This window comes from Alteromonas confluentis (assembly GCF_001757105.1).
Classification (GTDB): Bacteria; Pseudomonadota; Gammaproteobacteria; order Enterobacterales; family Alteromonadaceae; genus Alteromonas; species Alteromonas confluentis.
Genome location: NZ_MDHN01000015.1, coordinates 254638 through 277593 on the forward strand (window position 1 = coordinate 254638; position 22956 = coordinate 277593).

Sequence of the window (22956 nt, forward strand, 5' to 3'; positions counted from 1 at the left end):
TTCACCTTTGCGCTACAAAATAATGCGGATAAAACGTGTTTGGAGTTTAACAGGACGCCATAGCAAAAGACACTGTGTTCTCTACCGAGGGCGATTGTCCCGCGGCACTTTCAAACAGCATGAAACGAATGGCGTAGCGGTATTTGTTGCCGCTAAAAGTGGGGTAATAACCTTGATTACTGTCGCAGCGAATTCGCATCAAACCGCATTTGTCATCGGCCACGCCTTGGTAAAAGCCGTTGCTGGCTTCGAAGGGTTTAAATTGTCCTCGTTCACGCAAAAATGAAAGTAATACAGAGACGGTTTCTTCGAGCAGTTTCAGCGATAACAACCAATTTTTTATTGATTCATGGATGTCGTCTTGCGGTCGGTTCAACCAGTAGTGTAGGTTGGGCAAATCAAAACTACATGTACCGCCAGGGATGCTGAAACGCTGACGGATAGAGGCGAGAAATTTATCGTCTTTCAGTGCAGTGCCGAACTTGCGTTCCTCTTTCAATTTACCTTTTAGTTGAATGATCAACTTTAAAGATTGCTCCAGCGCGTTGGTATCGATGTTGGGATGCTGTGACCAGTGCACCAGATTGCGCTCATGAACGTCGAGATCTTTTACCAAATCGGTACGCAAATCCAGGCGGTCAAGTAAGTCCATCAGGGTGAACAGCTGTTCAAAGAAATAAATCTGCAATGCAGGGTTTTGCACAGACGCACCGGTTTTCAACTGCGCTAACAAATGCTCGATACGCAGGTAATTCCGCACTTTTTCTTTAAGTGGAAATTCGTAAATGGTGGTCGTCATGGGCCCTCTCTGCATGGTTGAAACTGGTAAGCGTGGTTGTAAGAAACTGGTCTATGTGTACCGTTATCGAACAGCGAAGATCACCAGACCCTTGCACTACAGCGCAAAAGTACAAAAATATCAAGCTTTAAGCTGGGATCGGAGGGTTAGCGGGCACTTTTTTGCGCGGATTGTTGCATATATTGCTGATGCAGAGATTTTACCTGTGGGGGCAAGGCAGAAAGTTCGCCATTGTTGTCGATGACATACTGTGCTTTTTCCAGCCGTTGCTGACGGGAGGCTTGAGAAGCCATAATGCTTTTTATTGTTTCGATATTGCTGCCATCGCGGCGTGTCGCCCTGGCAAGTTGCGTCTCTTCACTACAATCTACAACCAGTACCGTATCGGCCATACTGTCGAGACCATTTTCAATAAGCAGCGGAACAGAAAAAACCACGTAGGGGCTGGTGGCTACCTCAAGTTGGGTTTGCATTTCCGCGCGAATAGCTGGGTGGAGCAGGGCATTCAGCCACTGTTTATCAAGATCGTTGTCGAACACCCGTTTGCGTAAAGCGGGCCTGTTCAGGGTACCACTGTCGGTAACAATCGCCTCGCCGAAGTGGTCGATAATTGCCTGAAGCGCAGGCGTTCCCGGTTCGACAACCTGGCGGGCGACGACATCGGCATCCACAATATCGATGCCCTGTTGTGCAAATAAATCGCTAACCGCAGATTTACCGCTACCAATCCCACCAGTAAGACCAACAACAAAAGGCTTACTCATGCGCCGAATGCCCAAGCTAAATAGGCATCTATAATTTCCGCTTTATAAAGCAGCGTGAGGTAGCCCGCAACCGCGAGATAGGGGCCAAATGGTATCGCCAATGATTTACCTGAGCGCTGGGCCATCATAAGTGCAATGCCTGCAACGGCACCTACCACGGATGAGAGCAAAATAATGATAGGTAGTCCTTGCCAACCCGTGAACGCGCCCAGCGCCGCCAGTAATTTGAAGTCGCCATAGCCCATGCCTTCTTTACCGGTCAGCAATTTAAATAGCCAGTAAACCGACCATAAACTTAAGTAACCGGCAGCAGCACCAATAATGGCATCGGTAGTACCCACAAACACATTCAGGGTGCTTAAAATGAGTCCCAACCACATTAAGGGCAGAGTCAGCTGGTCTGGCAGCAGCATTTTGTCTAAATCTATAAAGAGTAGCGCGATCAACACAAACACGATAAGTACGGCCCATAAGCCCTGTGCGGTTGCACCGAAGTGCCAGGCAGTAAAGGTGCACACCAGCGCGGTAAAGAGTTCTACCAATGGGTAGCGGATAGAAATCGGCGCTTTACAACCGGCACATTTGCCGCCGAGCATGGCGTAACTAATAAGTGGAATGTTTTCCCAGGCGCGAATTTTATGTTTGCAGTGAGGGCAGGTGCTATCCGGCTTTACCAGGTTAAACGGTGCCTGCTCGCCCGAAGCGGCATCGTCAGGGTGGAAGTAACTTTGGTACTCTGCTTTCCAGCTTCGTTCCATCATAATTGGAAGACGATAAATCACCACATTCAGAAAACTGCCAACCAGCAGGCTAAAAATAAAAATAGTGGTAAGAAAAAGTGGTGTGCTTTGCTGCAGCAGGGTAAAGATTGCGTCCATAGTTCTTGCTTTTCTGTGGGTTAGAGTAGACCGGATGGCTTGTGGCAAGACTGCCTGAAAAGCCGTCTTGCCTCAATGAATATTTTAACGGGGCGATACACTGCCTCGATTAAACCACGCTACCCATCTGGAAGATTGGCAGATACATGGCGATGATCAAACCACCAATTACCACACCCAGAACCGCCATGATGATCGGTTCCAGTAGACTGGTGAGTCCGTCAACCATATCATCAACTTCAGCTTCATAAATAGACGCAATTTTTGCCAGCATTTCATCAACGGCACCTGACTCCTCACCAATGGCGACCATTTGTGTCACCATGTCAGGGAATACGTTCGTTGCGCGCATGGCGGTATTCATTTGTAAACCACCAGCGACTTCTTTCTTAATGAATAAAATCGCATCGCGGTAGATAGCGTTACCCGACGCACCTGCGGCGGAATCCAGTGCGCCGATTAAGGGAACACCGGCTGAAAAGGTGGTCGATAAGGTTCGGGCAAAACGGGCAACCGAGGCTTTTTTCAGAATGTCGCCAACCACAGGAGCTTTTAGTACGGCAGCATCCACTTTATCTCTGAGTGCCTGAGATTTTCTGTGCGCACGAATGAAAAGAAAGATAGCCGCGGCAATACCAGCACCGATAAATATGCCGTAATTCTGTACAAATTTAGAAATGCCAAGGACAAATTGGGTAAAGGCTGGTAGTTCGGCACCAAAACTACTGAATATTTCTTCGAACTGTGGAACAACAAAAACCAGTAGGATGGTGGTAACGATAAACGCCACGACGACTACCGCAATGGGGTAGAACATGGCTTTTTTAATTTTGGATTTGAGTGCTTCGGCTTTTTCTTTATAAACCGCAATGCGATCAAAAATGGTTTCAAGTGCACCAGACTGTTCACCGGTTTTCACCAGATCGCAATAAAGATCATCAAAATAGAGCGGGTGTTTTCTTAATGCACTGGACAGGGGATTACCGGATTTTACTTCAGTAGCAATTTCAGACAGTAACTTGCGCATGGACGACTTATCGTGGCCCTGGGCAATCATATCCAAAGACTGAATGAGGGTTACGCCAGCACCTAACATGGTAGCAATCTGACGGGTAACCACAGAGATATCTGCCGCATTAACTTTTTTCTCGCCACCAAACAGCGGTTTGCTCTGTTTACTGACTTTATGCGCCGATATGCCCTGTCGTCTCAACAAACTTTTGGCTTCAGACAAAGTGAGAGCCGAGATTTCGCCTTTACGGCTGCTACCTTGCTTATCTTTTCCTTGCCAAACAAAGGTAGTTGCGACTTTTGCCATTACAATCCCCTTCCAATGAAAAAGCCCAAGCAGAGCTCGGGCCTTTTAGAAAATCAGTCGATTAACATAGTGCGTCAGCGATACAAGTACTAGCAGCTGCTACTGCCCACGTGATCTTGCCGTTTGCCAGTGTTGGAGTCAGAACGTAAGTTTGGCTATTCAGACCATTGGCAGCCGCTGCAGTTGCAGTCAGTGAAGGTACAGACTCATCCCATGCCAGGCTTGCTAAGTGGCCGCTTGCGCCCAGGTCAGCTGGAACACCGTTAGTTGAAGGTGCACAGTTTGAAATCGCGCCAGTGGCTTGTGCGCAGACTTCGATAGCTGTTTTATGACCAGAGGTCGCCAGAATAACTTCAGAGAACTTCGCTTTAGAAGTGTAAGTCTGATAAGCTGGCAGCGCTACTGCAGCCAGGATACCGATGATAGCAACAACGATCATCAGTTCGATTAAGGTAAAGCCTTTCTGGTTTTTTGCGTTAAATTTAGTCATGGTATATCTCCGGGTTTGCGTATAATGCGCGAAATTAAATTGGGTCATTCAAAGTTACGATTTATACCTGAGTCGTTTATTGAACGTCCCCGGTACTTGATGCTCAGTATAGGCGGAGCAAGCCAACTGACAAGTATTCAGAAATATACATATGGATAGGAAGTACGGCGGTAAGGGGATGAGCGTGGATACCTTTAGGGGAGAAAGTTAAAGTACCCACTTAGCTGATCTTAAAGCAGTTTTTAATCTTTCATTGCCACTCGTAACGACAAATCCACAGCCATTACGTTTTTGGTTAAAGCCCCTGAAGATATAAAGTCAACACCTAATTTTCCTAAAGATTGCAATCTTTCATCCGTGATATTGCCAGAAACTTCGAGTTTACTTTGCCCTTTCGTAATGTCGACTGCGCTTCGGATCTGATCATTACTAAAATTATCCAGCATAATAATGTCGGCACCGGCTTCGAGTGCTTCTTTTAATTCCTGAAGGTTCTCTACTTCAACTTCCACAGGCTTGTCTGGATGATTTTGTTTCGCCGTTGCCACCGCTTTTTCAATAGAGTCGCAGGCGAAGATATGGTTTTCTTTAATGAGAAAGGCATCAAACAATCCGATCCGGTGGTTTTTACCCCCGCCACAGGCCACTGCATACTTTTGCGCGAGTCTCAGGCCAGGTAAGGTTTTACGGGTGTCCAAAATCTTGGTTGGGTAGGGGGCAAGTATCGACGCATAATAATGTGATACCGTCGCCGTAGCAGACAGGGTTTGCAAAAAGTTCAATGCCGTTCGCTCTGCAGTGAGGATACCGCGCGCAGGGCCTGCCAGCGAAACCAGCACATCATCGGCTTTGGCTTGTTGGCCGTCATCGATAAGAATGTTGACTTCAATGCTTTCATCGATGAGAGAAAAAGCCGCTTTCACCCATTCCATACCACAAACAATGCAGTCTTCGCGGGTAATAATCGTCGCGGTGGCCTGGGTATCGGCGCTAATCAGGTTTGCGGTAATGTCTTGACTGGCGTCGGCGCTGCCGCCTAAGTCTTCTGCCAGGGCCTGCGTGACCTGCTGTCTTATGTCGTCCAAAGTCGGTGTCGTCATACTGAAACTCTGCTTATATTAAAGTGTACGCAATATTAACCATTCTCCGCGCTGAGTAAACTCAAGCTGCCTCAAAACACTCATTCCAAGGAGGATCTGGTTATCATTCATACCGGGATTAAGGTTTGCACGCACATCATGTAGCACAATGTCGCCAATGCGAAGTGTATCTATACTTGTGCGGGCCACGCGAACCACACCATTTGCCGTTTGTGCCATGCCGGAACCCGTGGCGGTCAGTCCTAGTTTTTCCTGCAGGTAAGCGGGGATGGCAACATCGGTAGCGCCGGTATCGACTAAAAAGGTGACTTCTTCGCCATTAATAAACCCATTGGTAACATAATGGCCAGCTCGATTTTGCTTCAACCGGACTTCTGTTTGGTTATCCAGTCGCACGGATTCCGGCTCACGATTGGGATTTTCCTGTCTGTCGAGCAAATCCGAAAATACAAACGTCAGTAAACCCAGCCCACAGACCCAGGCCAGAACATACATCCATTTGCCAGCACTCTGATTACTACTCATTTCAGCCTCTTTTTGTTTCTGCAGTGGAGGTTTGCTCACTTGAGTAACGCTGCCGCAGGTGTCAAACTTGATTATAAATAAGTATCGAACCCTTTTTATATGGACTTAATTGCAGATTGCCAGTTTACACCTTCACCTTTTTATGACGAACGACCTGACAACGAGCAGGTGTCGTTACTGGTGATCCACAATATATCGCTACCGGCAGGCCAATATGGCACCGGGGATATAAAAAGGTTGTTCACGGGCACTATTGATTGTAATGCACATCCCAGTTACCACGACTTAGCGGGTATTAAGGTGTCTGCTCACTGCGTTGTCTATCGCACCGGTGAGGTTGAACAATTCGTACCGCTGACAAAAAGGGCATGGCATGCTGGTCTTTCTGTGTTCCAGGGGCGTAGCAGATGTAATGATTATGCCATTGGTATAGAAATGGAAGGGTGTGATACTGAACCGTTTACCGATGCACAGTATCAAAGCCTGATCGGTGTCACACAAAAGATAATAGATAGCTTTCCGTTAATTACCGCAGGCCGTATCATTGGCCATAGTGATATTGCATTTGGCAGAAAGACAGATCCCGGTGAATTTTTTGATTGGTGCCGATACAGAAAGGCGCTGTCTTTTGGCAGTAAAAAATGAGCATCCTTAATAAGGGAATAATGAAGTGATTCTGATTAGTTTATTACTCGCGTTAGCGCTGGACAGAATGGTTACTCGAACGAAGTACTGGCAGTCTGCTGTTTGGGTTCGTGCAGGTCTGCGTAAATTTAACATTTCAGCACAACAGGATGAGGCTTCTCGCCGTATTTGGTTGTACTTATTCGTGCCTGCACTTGTACTGGCACTGTTAGAAACTTACGTTTTAGGTGGTTTTCTTACCTTTATAGAGCAAACAATCGTGCTGTTCATTACGATCAGTTGTACCCGTTTCCGGGATATTTATAAATTCTGGATCCAGGCTGCTCATCGTGAAGATGCTGAAGCGTGCGATCTGTATGAAAGGCAACTACATCTTGGACTGCTTGGCAAACGCGATAAAAAATCGACCCCTGACGACGGTACCCGCATGCAGCGTTTGTTACTGCTTGCGAATTTCCGCTATTTCGGTGCTGTAATATTGTTCTTTATCTTCTTTGGCGCGCCGGGTGCACTATTCTATATGTGTGTGAGAGAAGCTCATCAATATTACCGCGAGCATCAACATGCTGCTGCACGAGTGACGCATCGCCTGTTATTTGCTCTGGAATGGCTACCTGCCCGCGCAACTACACTGGGTTATTTGATTGTGGGTCATTTCTCTAAAGCGGCAGGGGTATGGCTTGAGACGCTCACAAATACCACTAACGACACCGCTGATGTGCTCTGGTCTGTGGCCCGTGAAGCAGAAGTGATAGACGATGAGGGAAGCTTAGGCTATTCAAAAGCCGCGGCGCTCGCTCATGTACAGGCAGGCGTGCGGTTAGCAAAGCGTAATATCATCTTTTTACTGGTTGTTACCTCACTCCTCACTTTAGGCGGTTGGTTAGCATAACCATGCAGTGGTAGACCATTGAAGCCTGCTAATCGGGTTACTACTGTTACAGTGTAAAGCGCGGCGTTTTCATGATGAAAACGCCGTTTTTATTTATGCTGCACCTGCACAAAAATGGTTGTTAAATCAACCTGTTCCGTTCATAAAATCATCTTTATTTTACTCATCAGACCAGATTGGACTGTAAAAAAATTTCAACAATTTCAATATTTAGCTCAATGAAAAGGTTAAATGTAAGTTACTTTCGATGAGTGACTATTTACCTACATTTCGATCTATCCTAAACTAGATAGGTAAAATGGTATTACCAATGTGGCGGTGACATGTAACTTTGTTTACATATTGGCCGTCTAATTTCGTAAGCGAGGAACCGCAACGGTATGCGTGACGGCCGGAAAAAATTATCAGATGTCATTACTGAACAACTCGAATCGATGATTCTTGATGGCAGTCTGTTGGCTGGGCAACAGCTACCGCCAGAACGTGAACTGGCTATCCAGTTTGATGTATCCCGTCCCTCACTTCGTGAAGCAATCGGTAACCTTCAAGCCCGTGGTCTGGTTGAACGCAAACAAGGTGGTGGCACTTTCGTAAGCCGCAATCTCAATGCCGCCATTACCGACCCTCTTATGGCCCTTATCAGTCGTCGTCCTGAAACCCAATTTGATTTGTTGGAGTTTCGTCACGCGCTGGAAGGTATGGCTGCTTACTACGCAGCGCTACGGGGCCAGCCTGATGACTATAAAGCCCTTCAGGAAGCGCTGGATAATTTACCTGCGCTGAAACCGGGTGGAAGCAAACGTGACATGGCCGAAGCGGTAACCGCGTTCTACATGATCATGGCCCGCGCTTCACACAACATGGTGTTATTGCACGTTATGAGCACCATGAAAGACATGTTGGTTGACAATATCGAACGAAACTTTGACATGCTTGCTCTACACGAAAGTGGCGAGGAGGCTGTCTACCGGGAAGTCGCGCAACAACGTAAGGTTATCCTTGCCGCCATTGTTGCGCGAGATCCTGAAGCGGCCCGGCAGGCATGTAATGCTCACCTGGCGCTAATTGAAAAAACTCTCCTCGACATCAATCAACGCGACAGTCGCGTTCAGCGAGCGTTGCGACGTCTGGAGATATAAGGCCTGGCCTTAAAGTAAAAATACCTTGCCGGTTAGCAGTAGGTAAGAAAAGAAAAAGGGTGAGCCGCTTAGGCCTGCTCAAAGTACAACCTAGTTTAGTCTTTCATCCTCCATGGATTCGCCATGCGGGATGATTTTTACTATCAGCAACAATAGGATGGCACCATGACTGAAATGATGCACCAAGATGTGGATCCACAAGAAACACAAGAATGGCTGGAGTCGTTAGAGTCAGTATTAGAAGAAGAAGGCGTTGAAAGAGCGCACTTTTTATTAGAATCACTGATTGAGAAAGCACGCAGAAATGGTGCCCACTTGCCGTACGACGCAACCACGGCTTACATCAACACGATTCCACCGGGGCAAGAACCTACCATGCCTGGTGACCAGACTATTGAAGGCAAAATCCGTAACGCCCTGCGTTGGAATGCCCTGATGATGGTTCTGCGTGGTTCTAAGAAAGACTTAGAGCTGGGCGGTCACATTTCAAGCTTCGCGTCTTCTGCCATGCTGTATGATGTGGGCTTCAACCACTTCTACCGTGCACCAAATGAAAAAGACGGCGGTGACTTCGTATTCTATCAGGGCCACGTGGCACCTGGTATCTACAGCCGTGCATACATTGAAGGTCGTCTGACCGAAGAACAACTGGACGGTTTCCGTCAGGAAGTAGACGGCAAAGGTCTGTCTTCTTACCCGCACCCTAAATTAATGCCTGATTTCTGGCAGTTCCCGACGGTTTCTATGGGCTTAGGTCCAATGCAGGCGATTTATCTTGCTCGCTTCCTGAAGTATCTGACTGATCGCGGAATCAAAGACTGTTCAGAGCAGCGCGTATGGTGCTACATGGGTGACGGTGAGTGTGATGAGCCAGAAAGCTTAGGTGCTATCGGTCTTGCTGCTCGCGAAGGCCTGGACAACCTGACTTTCGTTATCAACTGTAACCTGCAGCGTCTTGACGGCCCTGTACGTGGTAACGCAAAAATTATTCAGGAACTGGAAGGTACTTTCCGTGGCGCAGGCTGGGAAGTGATCAAAGTTATCTGGGGTCGCTACTGGGATCCGCTGTTGGCTCGTGACACGTCAGGCAAACTGCTTGATCTGATGAACGAGACCATCGACGGTGAATACCAGAACTGTAAAGCCAAAGGCGGCGCGTATACTCGTGAGAAGTTCTTCGGTAAATACCCTGAGCTGAAAGAAATGGTTTCTAACATGTCAGATGAAGACATCTGGCGTCTGAACCGTGGTGGTCACGATCCAGTTAAAGTTTACGCGGCATACGATCGTGCAACTAAGACTAAAGGTCGTCCACAGGTAATCCTGGCCAAGACGGTTAAAGGTTACGGTATGGGTGCATCTGGTGAAGGTAAGAACATTGCCCACCAGGTTAAGAAAATGGACAAAGAAGCGGTTAAGCAGTATCGCGATCGTTTCAACATCCCTGTATCTGACGAAGCATTAGCTGATCTGCCGTACTACAAGTTCGAAGAAGACAGCGAAGAGATGAAGTATCTGCGCGCCCGTCGTGAAGCCCTGCATGGTTACATGCCGGTGCGTCGTGCGAAAGCGTCTGAAGATTTACCAGCGCCAGCAATGAAAGCGTTCGACGCGATCACTAAAGGTTCTGGCGACCGTGAAATCTCTACCACAATGGCGTTCGTACGTGTACTGACTGCACTGCTTAAAGACAAGCAAATCGGTAAGCGCATCGTACCTATCATTCCAGATGAAGCCCGTACTTTCGGTATGGAAGGTCTGTTCCGTCAGGTAGGTATTTATTCTTCACAAGGTCAGAAATACGAGCCACAAGATTCTGATCAAGTTGCTTACTACCGTGAAGACAAGAAAGGTCAGGTACTGCAGGAAGGTATCAACGAACTGGGTGCAATGGCATCGTGGTTAGCAGCGGGTACTTCTTACAGCACTAACGACCTGCCAATGGTTCCATTCTACATCTACTACTCAATGTTTGGTTTCCAACGTGTTGGCGACCTGGCTTGGGCAGCCGGCGATTCACGTACCCGTGGTTTCCTGGTGGGTGGTACTGCTGGTCGTACAACGCTGAACGGCGAAGGTCTGCAGCACCAAGATGGTCACTCTCATACTCAGGCGGCATTGATCCCGAACTGTGTGAGCTACGACCCAACTTACGGTTACGAAGTTGCTGTTATCGTTCAAGACGGTCTGCGTCGCATGCTGGAAGATCAGGAAGACGTGTTCTACTACCTGACAGTAATGAACGAAAACTACAAGCAGCCTGAAATGCCTAAGGGCGTTGAAGAAGGTATCGTTAAAGGTATCTACAAGCTGGATACTGTGGGCAGCAGCGATAAGAAAGTGAAATTGCTGAGCTCGGGTACCATCCTTGAGCAAGTGCGCGAAGCGGCTGCGAAACTGGCGTCTGACTACGGCGTAGAAGCAGAAGTTTACAGCGTAACGTCATTCAACGAACTGGCACGCGATGGTCAAAACTGTGACCGTCACAACATGCTGCACCCTGAAGCGACAGCGAAAGTACCTTACATCACTGAAGTACTCAGCGAAGGTAACGACGGCCCGACTATCACTGCAACTGACTACATCAAGAACTACGGCGAGCAAGTACGTGACTTCGTACCAGGCGCTTACCGTGTACTGGGTACTGATGGTTTCGGTCGTTCCGACAGCCGTGCGAATCTGCGTCGTCACTTCGAAGTAGACGCTGCATACGTGACTTACGCTGCATTGTATGAACTGTACAAGGCGGGTTCTGTTGATGCCAAGACACTGTCAAAAGCGATGACAGATCTGGGTATTGATGCCGAGAAAGTTAACCCACTTTACGCATAAGCTAAGGGAGACTAACGAACATGGCAGATATTAAAGACGTACTGGTACCGGATCTGGGTGAAGATTCGGTAGAAGTAATCGAAATTTGCGTAGCAGTGGGTGATTCCGTAGAAGCGGAAGATGCACTGGTTACCGTAGAAAGCGACAAAGCCAGCATGGATATTCCAGCACCGTTTGCCGGTAAGGTATCTGAGCTGAGTGTTAAAGTTGGCGATAAGATCTCTGAAGGCGATTTGCTGGCGAAACTGGAAGCGGCGGGTGCTTCTGACAGTGCGCCAGCAGCTGAAGAAAAGCCTGCTGAAGCACCAAAAGCGGAAGCGCCAAAAGAAGAAGCTCCACAACCTGCCGCTGCACCTGCAGCGTCGGGTGGTACTTCGGTAATCGAAGTTACTGTACCGGATATCGGTGACGCTGCAGACGTAGACGTTATCGAAATTCTGGTTGCTGAAGGCGATACCGTAGAAGCCGAAGACGGCTTGATCACGCTTGAAACTGACAAAGCAACCATGGACGTACCTTCGCCGCAGGCAGGTAAAGTGGTTAGCCTGAAAGTAAAAGAGGGCGACAAGGTTTCTGAAGGTTCACTGGTTCTGACGCTGGAAGTTGGCGGTGGTGAAGCTGCTGCGCCGGCACAGGAATCAGCGCCTGCTGCAGCTGCACCAACAGCAGAATCTGCGCCGGCTGCTGAAGAAGCGCCAGCAGAAGAAGCCGCAGAGGAAGAAATTGAAGTTCAGGTGCCTGATATCGGTGGCGATACTGATGTAGACGTTATCGAAATTCTGGTTGCTGAAGGCGATACCGTAGAAGCGGAAGATGGCCTGATCACCCTGGAAACTGACAAAGCGACCATGGATGTGCCTGCACCTAAAGCGGGTACGGTTACCAAACTGCTTATCAAGCAAGGTGACAAAGCATCTCAAGGTACACCGGTTATCATGCTGAAAGTGAAAGGTGCGGCGAAACCCGCTGCGCCTAAAGCAGAAAGCAAGCCTGCTGCAGCAGCACCGGCTCCGGCCGCGCAAGCGCCTCAGCAGAAAGCGCCGCCGGTTCCACATCACCCGTCTGCAGGCAACAAGCCTAAGACAGGTAAAGTACATGCGTCTCCGTCTGTACGTCGTCTGGCCCGTGAATTTGGTGTTGACCTCACACAGGTTGACGCGACCGGCCGTAAAGGGCGTATTCTGAAAGAAGACATCCAGTCATACGTGAAGCATGAACTGGCGCGTCCTAAAGCTACTGCGGGTGCGGTAGCTTCTGGTAATAATGGCGGTGGCCTGCAGGTTATCCCGCAGCCTAAAGTTGATTTCTCCAAGTTTGGTGAAATTGAAGAGAAGCCGTTAACGCGTATTCAGAAAATTTCCGGTCCTAATCTGCACCGCAACTGGGTAACCATTCCACACGTTACACAGTTTGAAGAAGCCGATATTACTGATTTGGAAGATTTCCGTAAGCAGCAGAACGTGATTGCTGATAAGCGTAAGCTGGGCGTTAAAATCACACCTCTGGTATTTATGATGAAGGCCGTTGCCGATGCGCTGAAAGCGTACCCGGTATTCAATACTTCACTTTCTGCCGACGGTGAGTCTTTAATTCAGAAAAAGTACTACCATATCGGTATAGCGGTAGATACTCCGGGAGGCCTGGTAGTACCGGTAGTCCGTGATGTTGATAAGAAAGGCATCATGGAGATTTCCAAAGAGTTAATGGAAATCAGCGTGAAGGCGCGTGATGGCAAACTGAAAGCTGCAGATATGCAAGGTAGCTGTTTCACCATCTCTAGCCTTGGCGGTATCGGTGGTACGGCATTTACGCCAATCGTGAATGCGCCTGACGTTGCTATCCTGGGTGTGTCGAAGAGCGACATTAAACCTAAGTGGAATGGTAAAGAGTTTGAACCGCGTTTGATGGTGCCGTTATCACTGTCATACGACCATCGTGTTATTGACGGCGCGGTGGCAGCACGCTTTGCTGTACACTTAAAAGCAGTTCTGGAAGATATGCGCCAGATGCTGCTGTAGAAAAAAGTGAAGGGGAGGGAATAAATACCTCCCCTTCGTGATTTTTATGATCATAAAGCCGTATCGGCTTTACAGGCATTAACAGCCCTAGTTACAATCCGTAACACATAGTTATCAAATATTTGGACAGATTTGAGGTCACAATGAGCGAAATAAAAACGCAGTTAGTAGTATTGGGCGCAGGACCTGGTGGTTATTCCGCCGCTTTCCGCGCTGCTGATTTAGGTATTGAAACCGTTATCGTAGACGCCCGTGAAACGTTGGGTGGGGTATGTTTGAACGTAGGCTGTATCCCTTCAAAAGCCCTGCTGCATGTTGCTAAAGTGATCAAGGAAGCTAAACACCTGTCATCTCACGGTGTAACGTTTGGCGAGCCTGAAATCGATCTGGACAAAATCCGCGCTTATAAAGACGGCGTTGTTGGTCAGCTGACAAAAGGTCTGGCTGGCATGTCTAAAATGCGTAAAGTTAATCACGTTCAGGGTTACGGTAAATTCACCGGCGCAAACACCCTGGAAGTAGAAGGTAAAGATGGCAAGACCACCATTACTTTCGAAAAAGCGATCATCGCTGCAGGTTCAGAGCCAGTATCTCTGCCTTTCATCCCTGAAGATGACCGCGTAATCGACTCTACCGGCGCACTGGAAATGAAAGATGTTCCAGAAAAAATGCTGGTTCTGGGCGGTGGTATCATCGGTCTGGAAATGGGTACAGTTTACGAAGCACTGGGTGCGAAAATCGATGTGGTTGAGTTCCTTGACCAACTGATCCCTGCTGCTGACAAAGACATCATGAAAGTCTTCATGAAAGACTATAAAGACAAGTTCAACATCATGCTGGAAACCAAAGTGACCGCGGTTGAAGCAAAAGATGATGGCCTGTATGTCACTTTCGAAGGCAAGAATGCGCCTGCTGAAGCCGTACGTTACGACAAAGTACTGGTAGCTGTTGGTCGTCGCCCTAACGGTAAACTGGTAGGCGCAGACGTTGCTGGTGTAAATGTTGATGAGCGTGGCTTTATCAACGTAGACAAGCAAATGAAAACCAACGTTGACCATATCTTCGCAATCGGTGACCTGGTTGGTCAGCCTATGCTGGCGCACAAAGCGGTTCACGAAGGTCATGTTGCTGCAGAAGTTATTGCTGGTAAGAAACACTACTTCGACCCACGTTGCATTCCTTCAGTCGCTTACACTGAGCCAGAAGTTGCCTGGGTTGGTCTGACTGAGAAAGAAGCGAAAGAGCAGGGCATCAACTACGAAACTGCCACATTCCCATGGGCTGCTTCTGGTCGTGCTATCGCGTCTGACGCAACTAACGGTATGACCAAAATGATCTTCGATAAAGACACTGCACGTGTTATCGGTGGCGCAATGGTTGGTACTAACGCCGGTGAAATGCTGGGCGAAATCGGTCTGGCTATCGAGATGGGCGCCGATGCAGAAGACGTAGGTCTGACTATCCATGCTCACCCAACACTGAACGAGTCAATCGGTCTGGCGTGTGAAATCTTCGAAGGCAGCATCACTGACCTGCCTAACCCGAAAGCGAAAAAGAAATAAGCGCTTTTAACGGTTAAATAGAAACGAGGCTTCGGCCTCGTTTTTTTATGCCTGCGTAAAAGTCAGGGTTGTTTAATAAATAGACGGCGTGTAATGTGAAGAAAAACGTCGGAGGGTAATAATGGGGGCAAAAGCATGGAGGCTCATAAAACTTTACAATGACATTCTGGTCATTGCTGGCCTGTTACTCGCGTACCTACTTTACCTTCAGTATCAGTCCTGGCAGGCTCAGGCGCTTATCCACGAGCTGCGCAAAAGCGATTTCGTGTTTATCGACTATCAGGCTATCGACCCTGAGTCCGATAAGCGCTTCCGCTACATTCCCATGAAAGTGCTGAATACCGGTGAAGAGAATATCACTTTTAAAGTGGGCAATATTGCCTTTACTAAGCCTGTATCGCCACGCACGCACATGCAGTTCGACCGGCCGCTTTTACTGCGAAATTTCTACCGCGACGGCACACTGAGCATCGCATCAGAGAAAGTGGTTGATTGGTTTGAACAAGGCATTATTTACGATGTCAGACGTCCAAAGAGTATCTACATCGATGGCTGGATCGTTATCCATGAGCGAGAAAGGTATTTTGATGATCCAAAGCAGCCCGAGGCATCGACATAATTCGCCATAATTCCATCGTAGCAAAGCCTTTATTCGTTTGTATGATGATTGCAATTGATGGATGTATATAGGATTCAACGATGAACAAAGCGTCAGCAAGTATTATCGGCGCCGGGCTCGTAATTGCTTTCGGGTTAATGGGCGCACAGATAGCCAGTGCAATAATAGGTTTTAAAACCTGGGACAGGGTGATTACGGTAAAAGGGTTGTCAGAGCGGGAGTATCCCGCAGATCACGTGATTTGGCCCATACAGTTTAATGAAGCCAGTAATGACTTATCCGATATGTACGACACTCTGGAGATGCATTCAGCCATGGTGACCCGATTCCTAACAGAGCGGGGCATAAAACCAGAAGACATCACTGTTAATCAGCCAGAAATCACCGATAAACTGGCGCAGCAATATGGTGGTGACAGTAAGGTGGAATTTCGCTACAGCGCCATCCAGACCGTGACCGTTTATTCCGAAAACGTAGAGTTGGTGCGTTCAGTGATGCCGGATATTACCGACTTGCTGAAACAAGGCGTGGCGTTCGCTAATCAACAATGGGATGCCAAACCTGAATACGTATTCAGCCGTCTGAATGAAGTAAAACCGGATATGATTGAAGAAGCTACGCTAAATGCCCGGGAAGTGGCAGAGAAGTTTGCCCATGATTCAAATAGTCAGCTGGGGAAAATTAAGCGGGCAAATCAGGGGCAGTTCAGTATTTCGCCAAGAGATGGTCATCAGCCGTATATCAAAAAAGTAAGAGTAGTATCTACCATCGATTATACGCTGGTCGACTGAATCCTTATATACAGATAAAGACCGCATCTGATTGCGGTGCGGGCAGCTTAGCGTCTACACTGTTTCACAACGAACTGGCAGAGAAGCGTGTTGATGAGTCAAATAGGTAAAAGATGGCGGTAAAAGCACATCACCCTGATCAACTAGAAATCTTTGCGGTACCCAGTCCTTGCGTGGGTGTATGCCAGTCTGGGCCAAAGGGTTATTGTTTAGGTTGCTATCGCAGCCGGGATGAGCGCTTGTACTGGCTGAAAATAGACGATGCTGCCAAACGCACTATCATTCGTGCTTGTCAGCGTCGCAAAGCGTTGGCCCTGCGTCAATCTAATGATGCAGGTAACGCAGGCGGTGTAGATACGCCAGAGCAACAGTCTTTGTTCCCCGAAGGCGACTAGCACCCATGTACAGCGTCTGAATCGACGTTGAATCGCAAACGCATCAGAATAACAAATCAGGTAAGTGCATCGTTTATGGAAAAGTATGTAAAGTTTGCTTCTCAGTCCTTCACATTCCCCACTGTCTGCGTAAAAATCAGAGAAGTCTTAGATGATGCGCGTTCTGACATGCATGACGTGGGGCAATTGATTGCAATTGATCCATCATTAACCGCTAAGATTCTCCGGTTAGCGAACAGTGCGCTTTTTCGTTTTCCGTCTCAAATCGATTCTATCACCAAGGCTGTTAACGTTATTGGTGGTGAAGCCTTGTACAATCTGGTTATTGCTGAAACGGCCAATTCTGCTTTCAGTCATTTCAACAGTGAACACATTAATCTGGCCAATCATTGGCAGGTATCGGTGTACAACGGCATGTTGGCAAAGTATCTGGCCAGACACACCGGATTGAGAGGGGATGAGCGGTTTTTTGCCCTGGGAATTTTGGCGCATTTTGGTGAGTTAGTGGTGGCAAAGAAAGATCCCGGGCGTTATCTGAAATACTGCGCAGATGACAGTTCGCTGTTGCCATGGGAGAAGCAGCAAACCCATTTTGGATTTACCTTTGCGGCATGCTCAGGTGAGATTATGGAACGTTGGCAGCTGCCTTTGCCGCTTTATTACCCGGTAAAAAATGTTCACATAAGTAATAAACAAGCTGAAGATGTGGATATTGGTTTGTTGGCCGCTTCAATGCGGGTTACAATTCGTCAAAATCTGCACGCAGATTACGGTGAGATTGAACTTGTCACACCTGAGATAGCTAATAAATTAGTGGTTCAGGGAGAGACCCTGGGTAATGCAATCGCATTCGCGGATCAAGAAACCTTCAAGGTATCTGCATTAATCCTGTAAGAATATGATCAATCGCCAGGGACGGTTCTTAACAAGTGCGCTAAATAAAAAAAATATAACATGTTAAATCCGTTTATAACCCGGTTTCTTCTGGCGGCTGCCTGCTTTTCGGGCTGCCTGTGTACGGCTCAGGCTGCCGATAGAAACCTGATCCAAACGTTGTATCACACCGATTTCGGCGAAATCGGTGATGGTGGACAGCCGCGTTTTACCCTCGGTGGTGAACTAGGTTTGCTGGCCGCAACCGGTAATACCAACGCGAATTCATTGAAAGCCGCTTTGCGCTCTGAACATGAAACCGCGCGTTGGAACAACAATTACGCCGCAGAATTACTTTATAAGCAAAGTAAAACTGAAAATGATGACGGCGAAGAAACCAGCGAAGTCACCGCTCAGCGTTTTTTTGGCGCTGCGCAATTTGATTATAAACTTATGACGCCGGGACAACGTACTTTCATGTACGCTGATTATGAGAATGACCGTTTTAACGGTTACGATTATCGGGCGTCACTGGCAGCTGGTTGGTCGCAACGTATGTGGAACGAAGACGAAAGCTCTTTTGTTTACAGCGTGGGTCCGGGCTATGCCTTCGTTTCTGTTGAAGATGGCACTGAATCTAATGTGAATAACGGGTTTATCGCCCGGGCTTCATGCGAGTATCAATATATGTGGAATACCGGTGCCCAGTTACGACAGTTCCTGAGTGCTGAGGTGGGAGCGGAGAACATCAAAACCCGTTCAACTACCGCGTTGTCTGCAAACTTGTTTGATTCTCTGGCAATGAAGTTTTCTTTCAACTTGGCCTATGAAACGTCTCCTTTGGAAGATGTGGAAGGGCTAAACACAGAAACTTCGGTATCAATCGTTTACCGATTTTTTTAAAAAATAATAAAAGACGTCGCTGAACGACAGCGCGCTATTAGCAGTGCCATCGGAACGGCACTTCGCTTTGGGACGGGGAACAATCACTATCACGGATGATTTACGCTAAGTCGGATTTAAAAGGTTGATAGAGAAGTACAACAAACCGGCGTGATGGAAACCTATATTAGGAATACAAATGAAAAAGCAAGTTTTAGCAGTTGCTCTGCTCAGCGCTCTTGGCTCCACTTCAGTAATGGCACAGGATGACGTTAAACCGTTCACACTTGAAGGTGGACTGGGTTTTATCTTTACTTCAGGTAACACTGAAACTACGTCAATTAACGCGTCGTTAGTGGGCCACCAGGAGTTAGAGAAATGGAGCAACGACTATACGCTGGAAGGGTTGTACAAAGAGGAAACCGTAGAGGTTGATGAGGAAGAAGTAAACCGCACGTCTGCGCAGAAGTTCTTCGCATCAGGCCAGGGTAACTACAAACTGGAAAACCCTGATTACCGTCTGTTCGGATTTGCTTCGTACGAAGACGACCGCTTCAGCAGTTACAACTATCAGTCAACAGTGGCTGCGGGTTGGAACCAAAAGCTTTGGGAAACCGATACAACCTCTCTTGAATACTCAGTGGGTCCGGGTTATTCGTGGGCTGAAACACAGGAAGACGTAGAACAGAACAGCTTCATCGTTCGTGCTTCTGGTGCCTTCGAATGGTTGATTTCTGATACCGCTAAATTTACCCAAACGGTCAGTACCGAGGTGGGTAGCGAGAATACTAAATCTCGTGCGGAATCAGCGCTTTCAGCAACCATTAGCGGTAACCTTTCTATGAAGTTGTCGGTTAAGCTTGACCACAACTCTACGGTTAACGAAGGTGTTGAAAAGCTGGATACTGCCACTGCAGTAACACTGGTTTACAGCTTCTTCTAAGTTGTTGTAGCAATAGCAAACAGCCCGGTAACCTTGCTAGGTTAACCGGGCTTTTTCATGCCTGAAATTTCGTTTTAGCGTCTGTCAAAATCCACGGGCTTTTTCGGATCTTGATAATAGCCTTCTCGCAGTAATCGCTTAAATTTGTCCAAAGAACCGTCACGTTTAAGCTCTTGCAGACCTTTATTAAAAAGCTCCAGCACTAAGCGATTATCCCGGCCGTTGGGCACCAACAAGTGCGTGGTTACCGTGGAAAGAATAGGTTCGATAGCGCTGATTTCGTCACGTTCTGCATCGTTGAAGTCCCGCTCCAGCAAATACCAGCCTGTTAGCTCATCGATAGGAAATACATCAATGTCGCCGTCGATGAGAGCATTAAAGTTGTCTACATCGGTTTTTGCTTCAACCACATTTTTACCTTCTTTGATGTAAGCAGCCAATTCGTTGTTGTACAGGTAGTCTTCGGTGATCCCCATTTTAAAGTCTTTCATGTCAGACAAGGCAGACCACATCCGCGGGCCAGACGCCTTATTCGCGTAAAACACCAGGTTTTCAGAGGTTATCGGTTCGCTGTGCCAGAATTCATCTTCCCGCTCTCGAACATAATTGCCGTAAGACACCGCATCAAACTTACCGCTTAATGCACCTTCTAACGCTTCATCCCAGCTTAAGGATACGAATTCTACTTCAACGCCAGTTTCCAGAAAGGCTTCGCTGATAATGTGATTCATATAGCCCTCATGTTCCATCTCAGAAGATGTATAGGGCGCGTATTCGGTAGTGGCGATGCGAATTGTCATCCACGTGTGAGCTTGTGAGAGGGCAGGCATGAAAGCCAATGTCAGTAAGCTTGCCTTAATGAGTAGTGATTTAAGCATGTTAGAAATAGATCCCCATACTGATATTTAATCGGTGAGTGCTTTGCGGGTCGTCTGCAAAGTCGAGCCCAATGCCCGAGCCGCCAGAAAACCACATGTTCTTTCCCTGAATGCTATCAACATAAACAAATAGCTTCGACCAGCCAAAGCTGCAACCGTTAACCCACTGCGTGCTGTCACGGCCATTTTCCACGTCGGGTTCAATGAGGGTATATTCACTGTAGCACTTAATGTCAGACACCGAGCGGAAGCTTACGGGGAGCGTGTAGACCAGGTTTGCCATATACGATTTACCCGCACTGGCCATTAAGAAAGGTGCCTCGAAGGAAGACATGGCTAACCGGTCGGTTAACTGTCCCTCTGGGGCAGCGAGGTCGTAATCGTAGTCGAGATATTGCAGTTCAATTTTTATTGGGTCTTGGCTATGACGAAGGTGAACGGCATACGCGGTCATATCACCTTCGTCCTGGGTATCGAAATTAAAAATATCGCCTTGTTGGAATGACACTCCCACATCGGTTGTGGTGCGAGGAATGATGTGTGCGGCGTAATTCACGCGAAGATTATACTGTCCATCTTCCTGATTGCGATACTCTGCATCGTCTGCCACATCGAAGGAATAGCGTCCAAATTTGGCTGCGTCGTTATATTCATCATTGAGAAAGTAGGCCGCTTGAACGGTCCAGTTTCTGCGTTCGTACTTCGCCACTACACCAGCATCATAATCATCCTCGAAGCCCAGGTAGTAGTTGCCCGAGAACCAAAAGCTGTTTGATGCAAAGGGCTGTAAACCGAAGGGCACCTTCGTGATACCAGCGGTGACATCGAGGTATTCATCGTAGTGGTAGGTTAAATCAGCATAACGCACAGTATTGAAATCGGTGTTTTCATACCAGCGATAATCCGCTTTATATGAGAAGTCGTCGAATTCGCCGTCGATGGTGAGTTTTAACGATTCGAATTCAAAACCATCACGTATGGCAGGGGCTTGCCAATCGCGATGACCATAGTTAACCCGAATGTGTCCACCTAAGTTGAACGGCATGTCATCGGCAGCCATCACCGGCCAGGCAGACAAGGTGATCGCACTGAGAGAAAAATACAGAGACGTGTGTTTTAGCATTCGCAGTCCTTGCTAAAGGTGTATATCTGCAAAGCAAATCGTGCAGCATTTACTTGGCAATAGGTTTTATTACTATTGATGAAAGTACTCTGTGGAATTCGCGAAAGATCACACCCGCTGGGAGGAGAGCGGTCAGAATGACGTTGAATAGATCAAAAAAATCCGGTCAACAGACCGGATTTCAAGGGGAATGGGCTAACTGAAAGATCAGTGCAGCAAACGGGTTTTAATGGTACCCGCGATGTGTTGCAGTTCCTGTAAACCTTCTTCCGCTTTGTTAGCTTCAACATCTACTACCACATAACCGATGTCAGCAACAGTTTGCAGGTATTGTGCTGCGATATTGATACCTTTTGCAGCGAACGTCTGGTTTATTTGATTCAGCACGCCCGGACGGTTCTCGTGGATGTGCAGCAGACGTGAACGGCCCGGGTGATCTGGCAGAGAAACTTCAGGGAAGTTAACCGCAGACAGGGTTGAGCCGTTATCAGAGTATTTCGCCAGTTTACCCGCCACTTCAATACCGATGTTTTCCTGCGCTTCTTGCGTGCTACCACCAACGTGTGGAGTCAGGATAACGTTATCGAATTTACGCAGTGGCGATTCAAATTCTTCGTTGTTAGACTTCGGCTCAACGGGGAACACGTCAACTGCCGCACCACCAAGGTGATCTGCTTCCAGGGTGTCTACCAGGGCGTCGATGTCGACAACGGTTCCACGGGATGCGTTAATGAAGATGGCACCTTTCTTCATTTTCGCGAACTGATCTTTACCAATCATGTCTTTGGTAGAGTCGGTTTCTGGCACGTGCAGAGAAATTACGTCAGACGTTTCCAGCAGTGTATCAAGAGACTTGATTTGTACCGAGTTACCCAGCACCAGCTTGTCTTCGATATCGTAAAACTGTACGCGCATACCTAAGTGTTCAGCCAGAATGCTCAGCTGTGTACCAATGTGGCCGTAACCAATAATACCCAGCGTTTTGCCGCGCGCTTCGTAAGAGCCTTCGGCATTTTTCTGCCATTCACCACGGTGCGCTTTTGCATTACGAGCAGGTACGCCACGCAGCAACAGAATTAATTGACCCAGTACCAGCTCAGCAACAGAACGGGTGTTGGAGAACGGTGCGTTGAATACCGGAATACCACGAATTTGTGTGGCTTCCAGATCAACCTGGTTGGTACCGATACAGAAACAGCCAACAGCAACCAGCTTTTGTGCTGCTTCAACCACGGCTTCGGTGATTTGAGTGCGAGAACGAATGCCGATGAAATGTACGTCTTTTACTTTCTCGATGAGATCTTCTTCGGACAGGGAGGTCTTAAGATACTCCACGTTGGTGTAACCATTGTTAGCCAGGGTTTCCACCGCGCTCTGGTGAACGCCTTCCAGTAGCAGAATACGGATTTTGTCCTTAGGTAGGGATACTTTACTCATTGCCTCACATCTCGGTTAGTTGGTTGCAAAAAGACATCTGGACGTCTATACGG

22 protein-coding genes are annotated in these 22956 nt (G+C 47.7%); 12 read left to right on the forward strand and 10 right to left on the reverse strand.

The features are described 5' to 3' along the window. Positions 1 to 46: 46 nt before the first annotated feature. The 7 genes from zapD to BFC18_RS08085 form a co-directional block, all read right to left on the reverse strand. Positions 47 to 799 (reverse strand): cell division protein ZapD, encoded by a 753-nt coding sequence (gene zapD / locus BFC18_RS08055; protein ID WP_070125039.1) that lies wholly within the window; start codon positions 797 to 799, stop codon positions 47 to 49. A 146-nt stretch (positions 800 to 945) separates the two neighbouring features. After that, a complete protein-coding gene (gene coaE, locus BFC18_RS08060) occupies positions 946 to 1563 on the reverse strand; it encodes a dephospho-CoA kinase (RefSeq protein ID WP_070125040.1) in 618 nt (205 codons plus the stop codon). Further along, positions 1560 to 2441, reverse strand: coding sequence for a prepilin peptidase (locus tag BFC18_RS08065; protein ID WP_070125042.1), 882 nt, complete (start codon positions 2439 to 2441; stop codon positions 1560 to 1562). Before BFC18_RS08065 ends, coaE begins: the two co-directional genes overlap by 4 nt. 109 nt (positions 2442 to 2550) lie before the next feature. Then, a complete protein-coding gene (locus tag BFC18_RS08070) occupies positions 2551 to 3759 on the reverse strand; it encodes a type II secretion system F family protein (protein WP_070125043.1) in 1209 nt (402 codons plus the stop codon). Between the two features lie 61 nt (positions 3760 to 3820). Then, the gene (locus BFC18_RS08075) at positions 3821 to 4249 is read right to left on the reverse strand and encodes a pilin (RefSeq protein ID WP_070125044.1); all 429 of its coding nucleotides are present in this window, start codon (positions 4247 to 4249) and stop codon (positions 3821 to 3823) included. A gap of 242 nt (positions 4250 to 4491) precedes the next feature. After that, positions 4492 to 5349 (reverse strand): carboxylating nicotinate-nucleotide diphosphorylase, encoded by an 858-nt coding sequence (gene nadC / locus BFC18_RS08080; protein ID WP_070125045.1) that lies wholly within the window; start codon positions 5347 to 5349, stop codon positions 4492 to 4494. An 18-nt stretch (positions 5350 to 5367) separates the two neighbouring features. Next, a complete protein-coding gene (locus tag BFC18_RS08085) occupies positions 5368 to 5874 on the reverse strand; it encodes a retropepsin-like aspartic protease family protein (RefSeq protein ID WP_070125096.1) in 507 nt (168 codons plus the stop codon). Positions 5875 to 5973: 99 nt separating this feature from the next. Between BFC18_RS08085 and ampD the strand changes: the two genes are divergently transcribed. The 12 genes from ampD (at position 5974) to BFC18_RS08145 (ending at position 19465) form a co-directional block, all read left to right on the forward strand. Continuing rightward, the gene (gene ampD, locus BFC18_RS08090) at positions 5974 to 6519 is read left to right on the forward strand and encodes a 1,6-anhydro-N-acetylmuramyl-L-alanine amidase AmpD (RefSeq protein WP_070125046.1); all 546 of its coding nucleotides are present in this window, start codon (positions 5974 to 5976) and stop codon (positions 6517 to 6519) included. A 25-nt stretch (positions 6520 to 6544) separates the two neighbouring features. Continuing rightward, on the forward strand, positions 6545 to 7411 hold the full coding sequence (ampE, locus tag BFC18_RS08095) for a regulatory signaling modulator protein AmpE (protein WP_070125047.1): 867 nt from the start codon (positions 6545 to 6547) through the stop codon (positions 7409 to 7411). A 380-nt stretch (positions 7412 to 7791) separates the two neighbouring features. Further along, positions 7792 to 8550, forward strand: a complete 759-nt coding sequence (locus BFC18_RS08100; RefSeq protein WP_070125048.1) for a GntR family transcriptional regulator — start codon at positions 7792 to 7794, stop codon at positions 8548 to 8550. A 165-nt stretch (positions 8551 to 8715) separates the two neighbouring features. Beyond that, positions 8716 to 11382, forward strand: coding sequence for a pyruvate dehydrogenase (acetyl-transferring), homodimeric type (aceE, locus tag BFC18_RS08105; RefSeq protein ID WP_070125049.1), 2667 nt, complete (start codon positions 8716 to 8718; stop codon positions 11380 to 11382). Between the two features lie 20 nt (positions 11383 to 11402). Beyond that, entirely contained in the window at positions 11403 to 13400 is a 1998-nt protein-coding gene (gene aceF / locus BFC18_RS08110) for a pyruvate dehydrogenase complex dihydrolipoyllysine-residue acetyltransferase (protein WP_070125050.1), read from the forward strand. A gap of 143 nt (positions 13401 to 13543) precedes the next feature. Continuing rightward, positions 13544 to 14962: a dihydrolipoyl dehydrogenase gene (gene lpdA, locus BFC18_RS08115; protein WP_070125051.1), complete on the forward strand. Its 1419-nt coding sequence runs from the start codon at positions 13544 to 13546 to the stop codon at positions 14960 to 14962. 121 nt (positions 14963 to 15083) lie between these two features. Next, complete coding sequence (locus tag BFC18_RS08120) at positions 15084 to 15581, forward strand: hypothetical protein (protein WP_070125052.1); 498 nt, start codon at positions 15084 to 15086, stop codon at positions 15579 to 15581. Positions 15582 to 15661: 80 nt separating this feature from the next. Beyond that, positions 15662 to 16372, forward strand: coding sequence for an SIMPL domain-containing protein (locus BFC18_RS08125; RefSeq protein WP_070125053.1), 711 nt, complete (start codon positions 15662 to 15664; stop codon positions 16370 to 16372). Between the two features lie 113 nt (positions 16373 to 16485). After that, on the forward strand, positions 16486 to 16767 hold the full coding sequence (locus BFC18_RS08130; protein ID WP_070125054.1) for a DUF1289 domain-containing protein: 282 nt from the start codon (positions 16486 to 16488) through the stop codon (positions 16765 to 16767). 75 nt (positions 16768 to 16842) lie between these two features. Continuing rightward, positions 16843 to 17661, forward strand: coding sequence for an HDOD domain-containing protein (locus tag BFC18_RS08135; RefSeq protein ID WP_070125055.1), 819 nt, complete (start codon positions 16843 to 16845; stop codon positions 17659 to 17661). A gap of 60 nt (positions 17662 to 17721) precedes the next feature. After that, positions 17722 to 18543 (forward strand): DUF481 domain-containing protein, encoded by an 822-nt coding sequence (locus BFC18_RS08140; RefSeq protein ID WP_070125056.1) that lies wholly within the window; start codon positions 17722 to 17724, stop codon positions 18541 to 18543. 178 nt (positions 18544 to 18721) lie between these two features. Then, positions 18722 to 19465, forward strand: a complete 744-nt coding sequence (locus BFC18_RS08145; RefSeq protein ID WP_070125057.1) for a DUF481 domain-containing protein — start codon at positions 18722 to 18724, stop codon at positions 19463 to 19465. Between the two features lie 74 nt (positions 19466 to 19539). Here BFC18_RS08145 and BFC18_RS08150 read toward each other — a convergent pair whose 3' ends face one another. The 3 genes from BFC18_RS08150 to serA all read right to left on the reverse strand — a co-directional run bounded on the left by BFC18_RS08150 (position 19540) and on the right by serA (position 22903). Then, positions 19540 to 20343 carry a substrate-binding periplasmic protein gene (locus tag BFC18_RS08150; protein WP_070125058.1) on the reverse strand — a complete coding sequence of 268 codons (804 nt, stop codon included), beginning with the start codon at positions 20341 to 20343 and terminating at the stop codon, positions 19540 to 19542. Position 20344: 1 nt separating this feature from the next. Beyond that, positions 20345 to 21466 (reverse strand): porin, encoded by a 1122-nt coding sequence (locus tag BFC18_RS08155; RefSeq protein WP_070125059.1) that lies wholly within the window; start codon positions 21464 to 21466, stop codon positions 20345 to 20347. Between the two features lie 207 nt (positions 21467 to 21673). After that, the gene (gene serA / locus BFC18_RS08160; RefSeq protein ID WP_070125060.1) at positions 21674 to 22903 is read right to left on the reverse strand and encodes a phosphoglycerate dehydrogenase; all 1230 of its coding nucleotides are present in this window, start codon (positions 22901 to 22903) and stop codon (positions 21674 to 21676) included. Between the last annotated feature and the right edge of the window lie 53 nt (positions 22904 to 22956).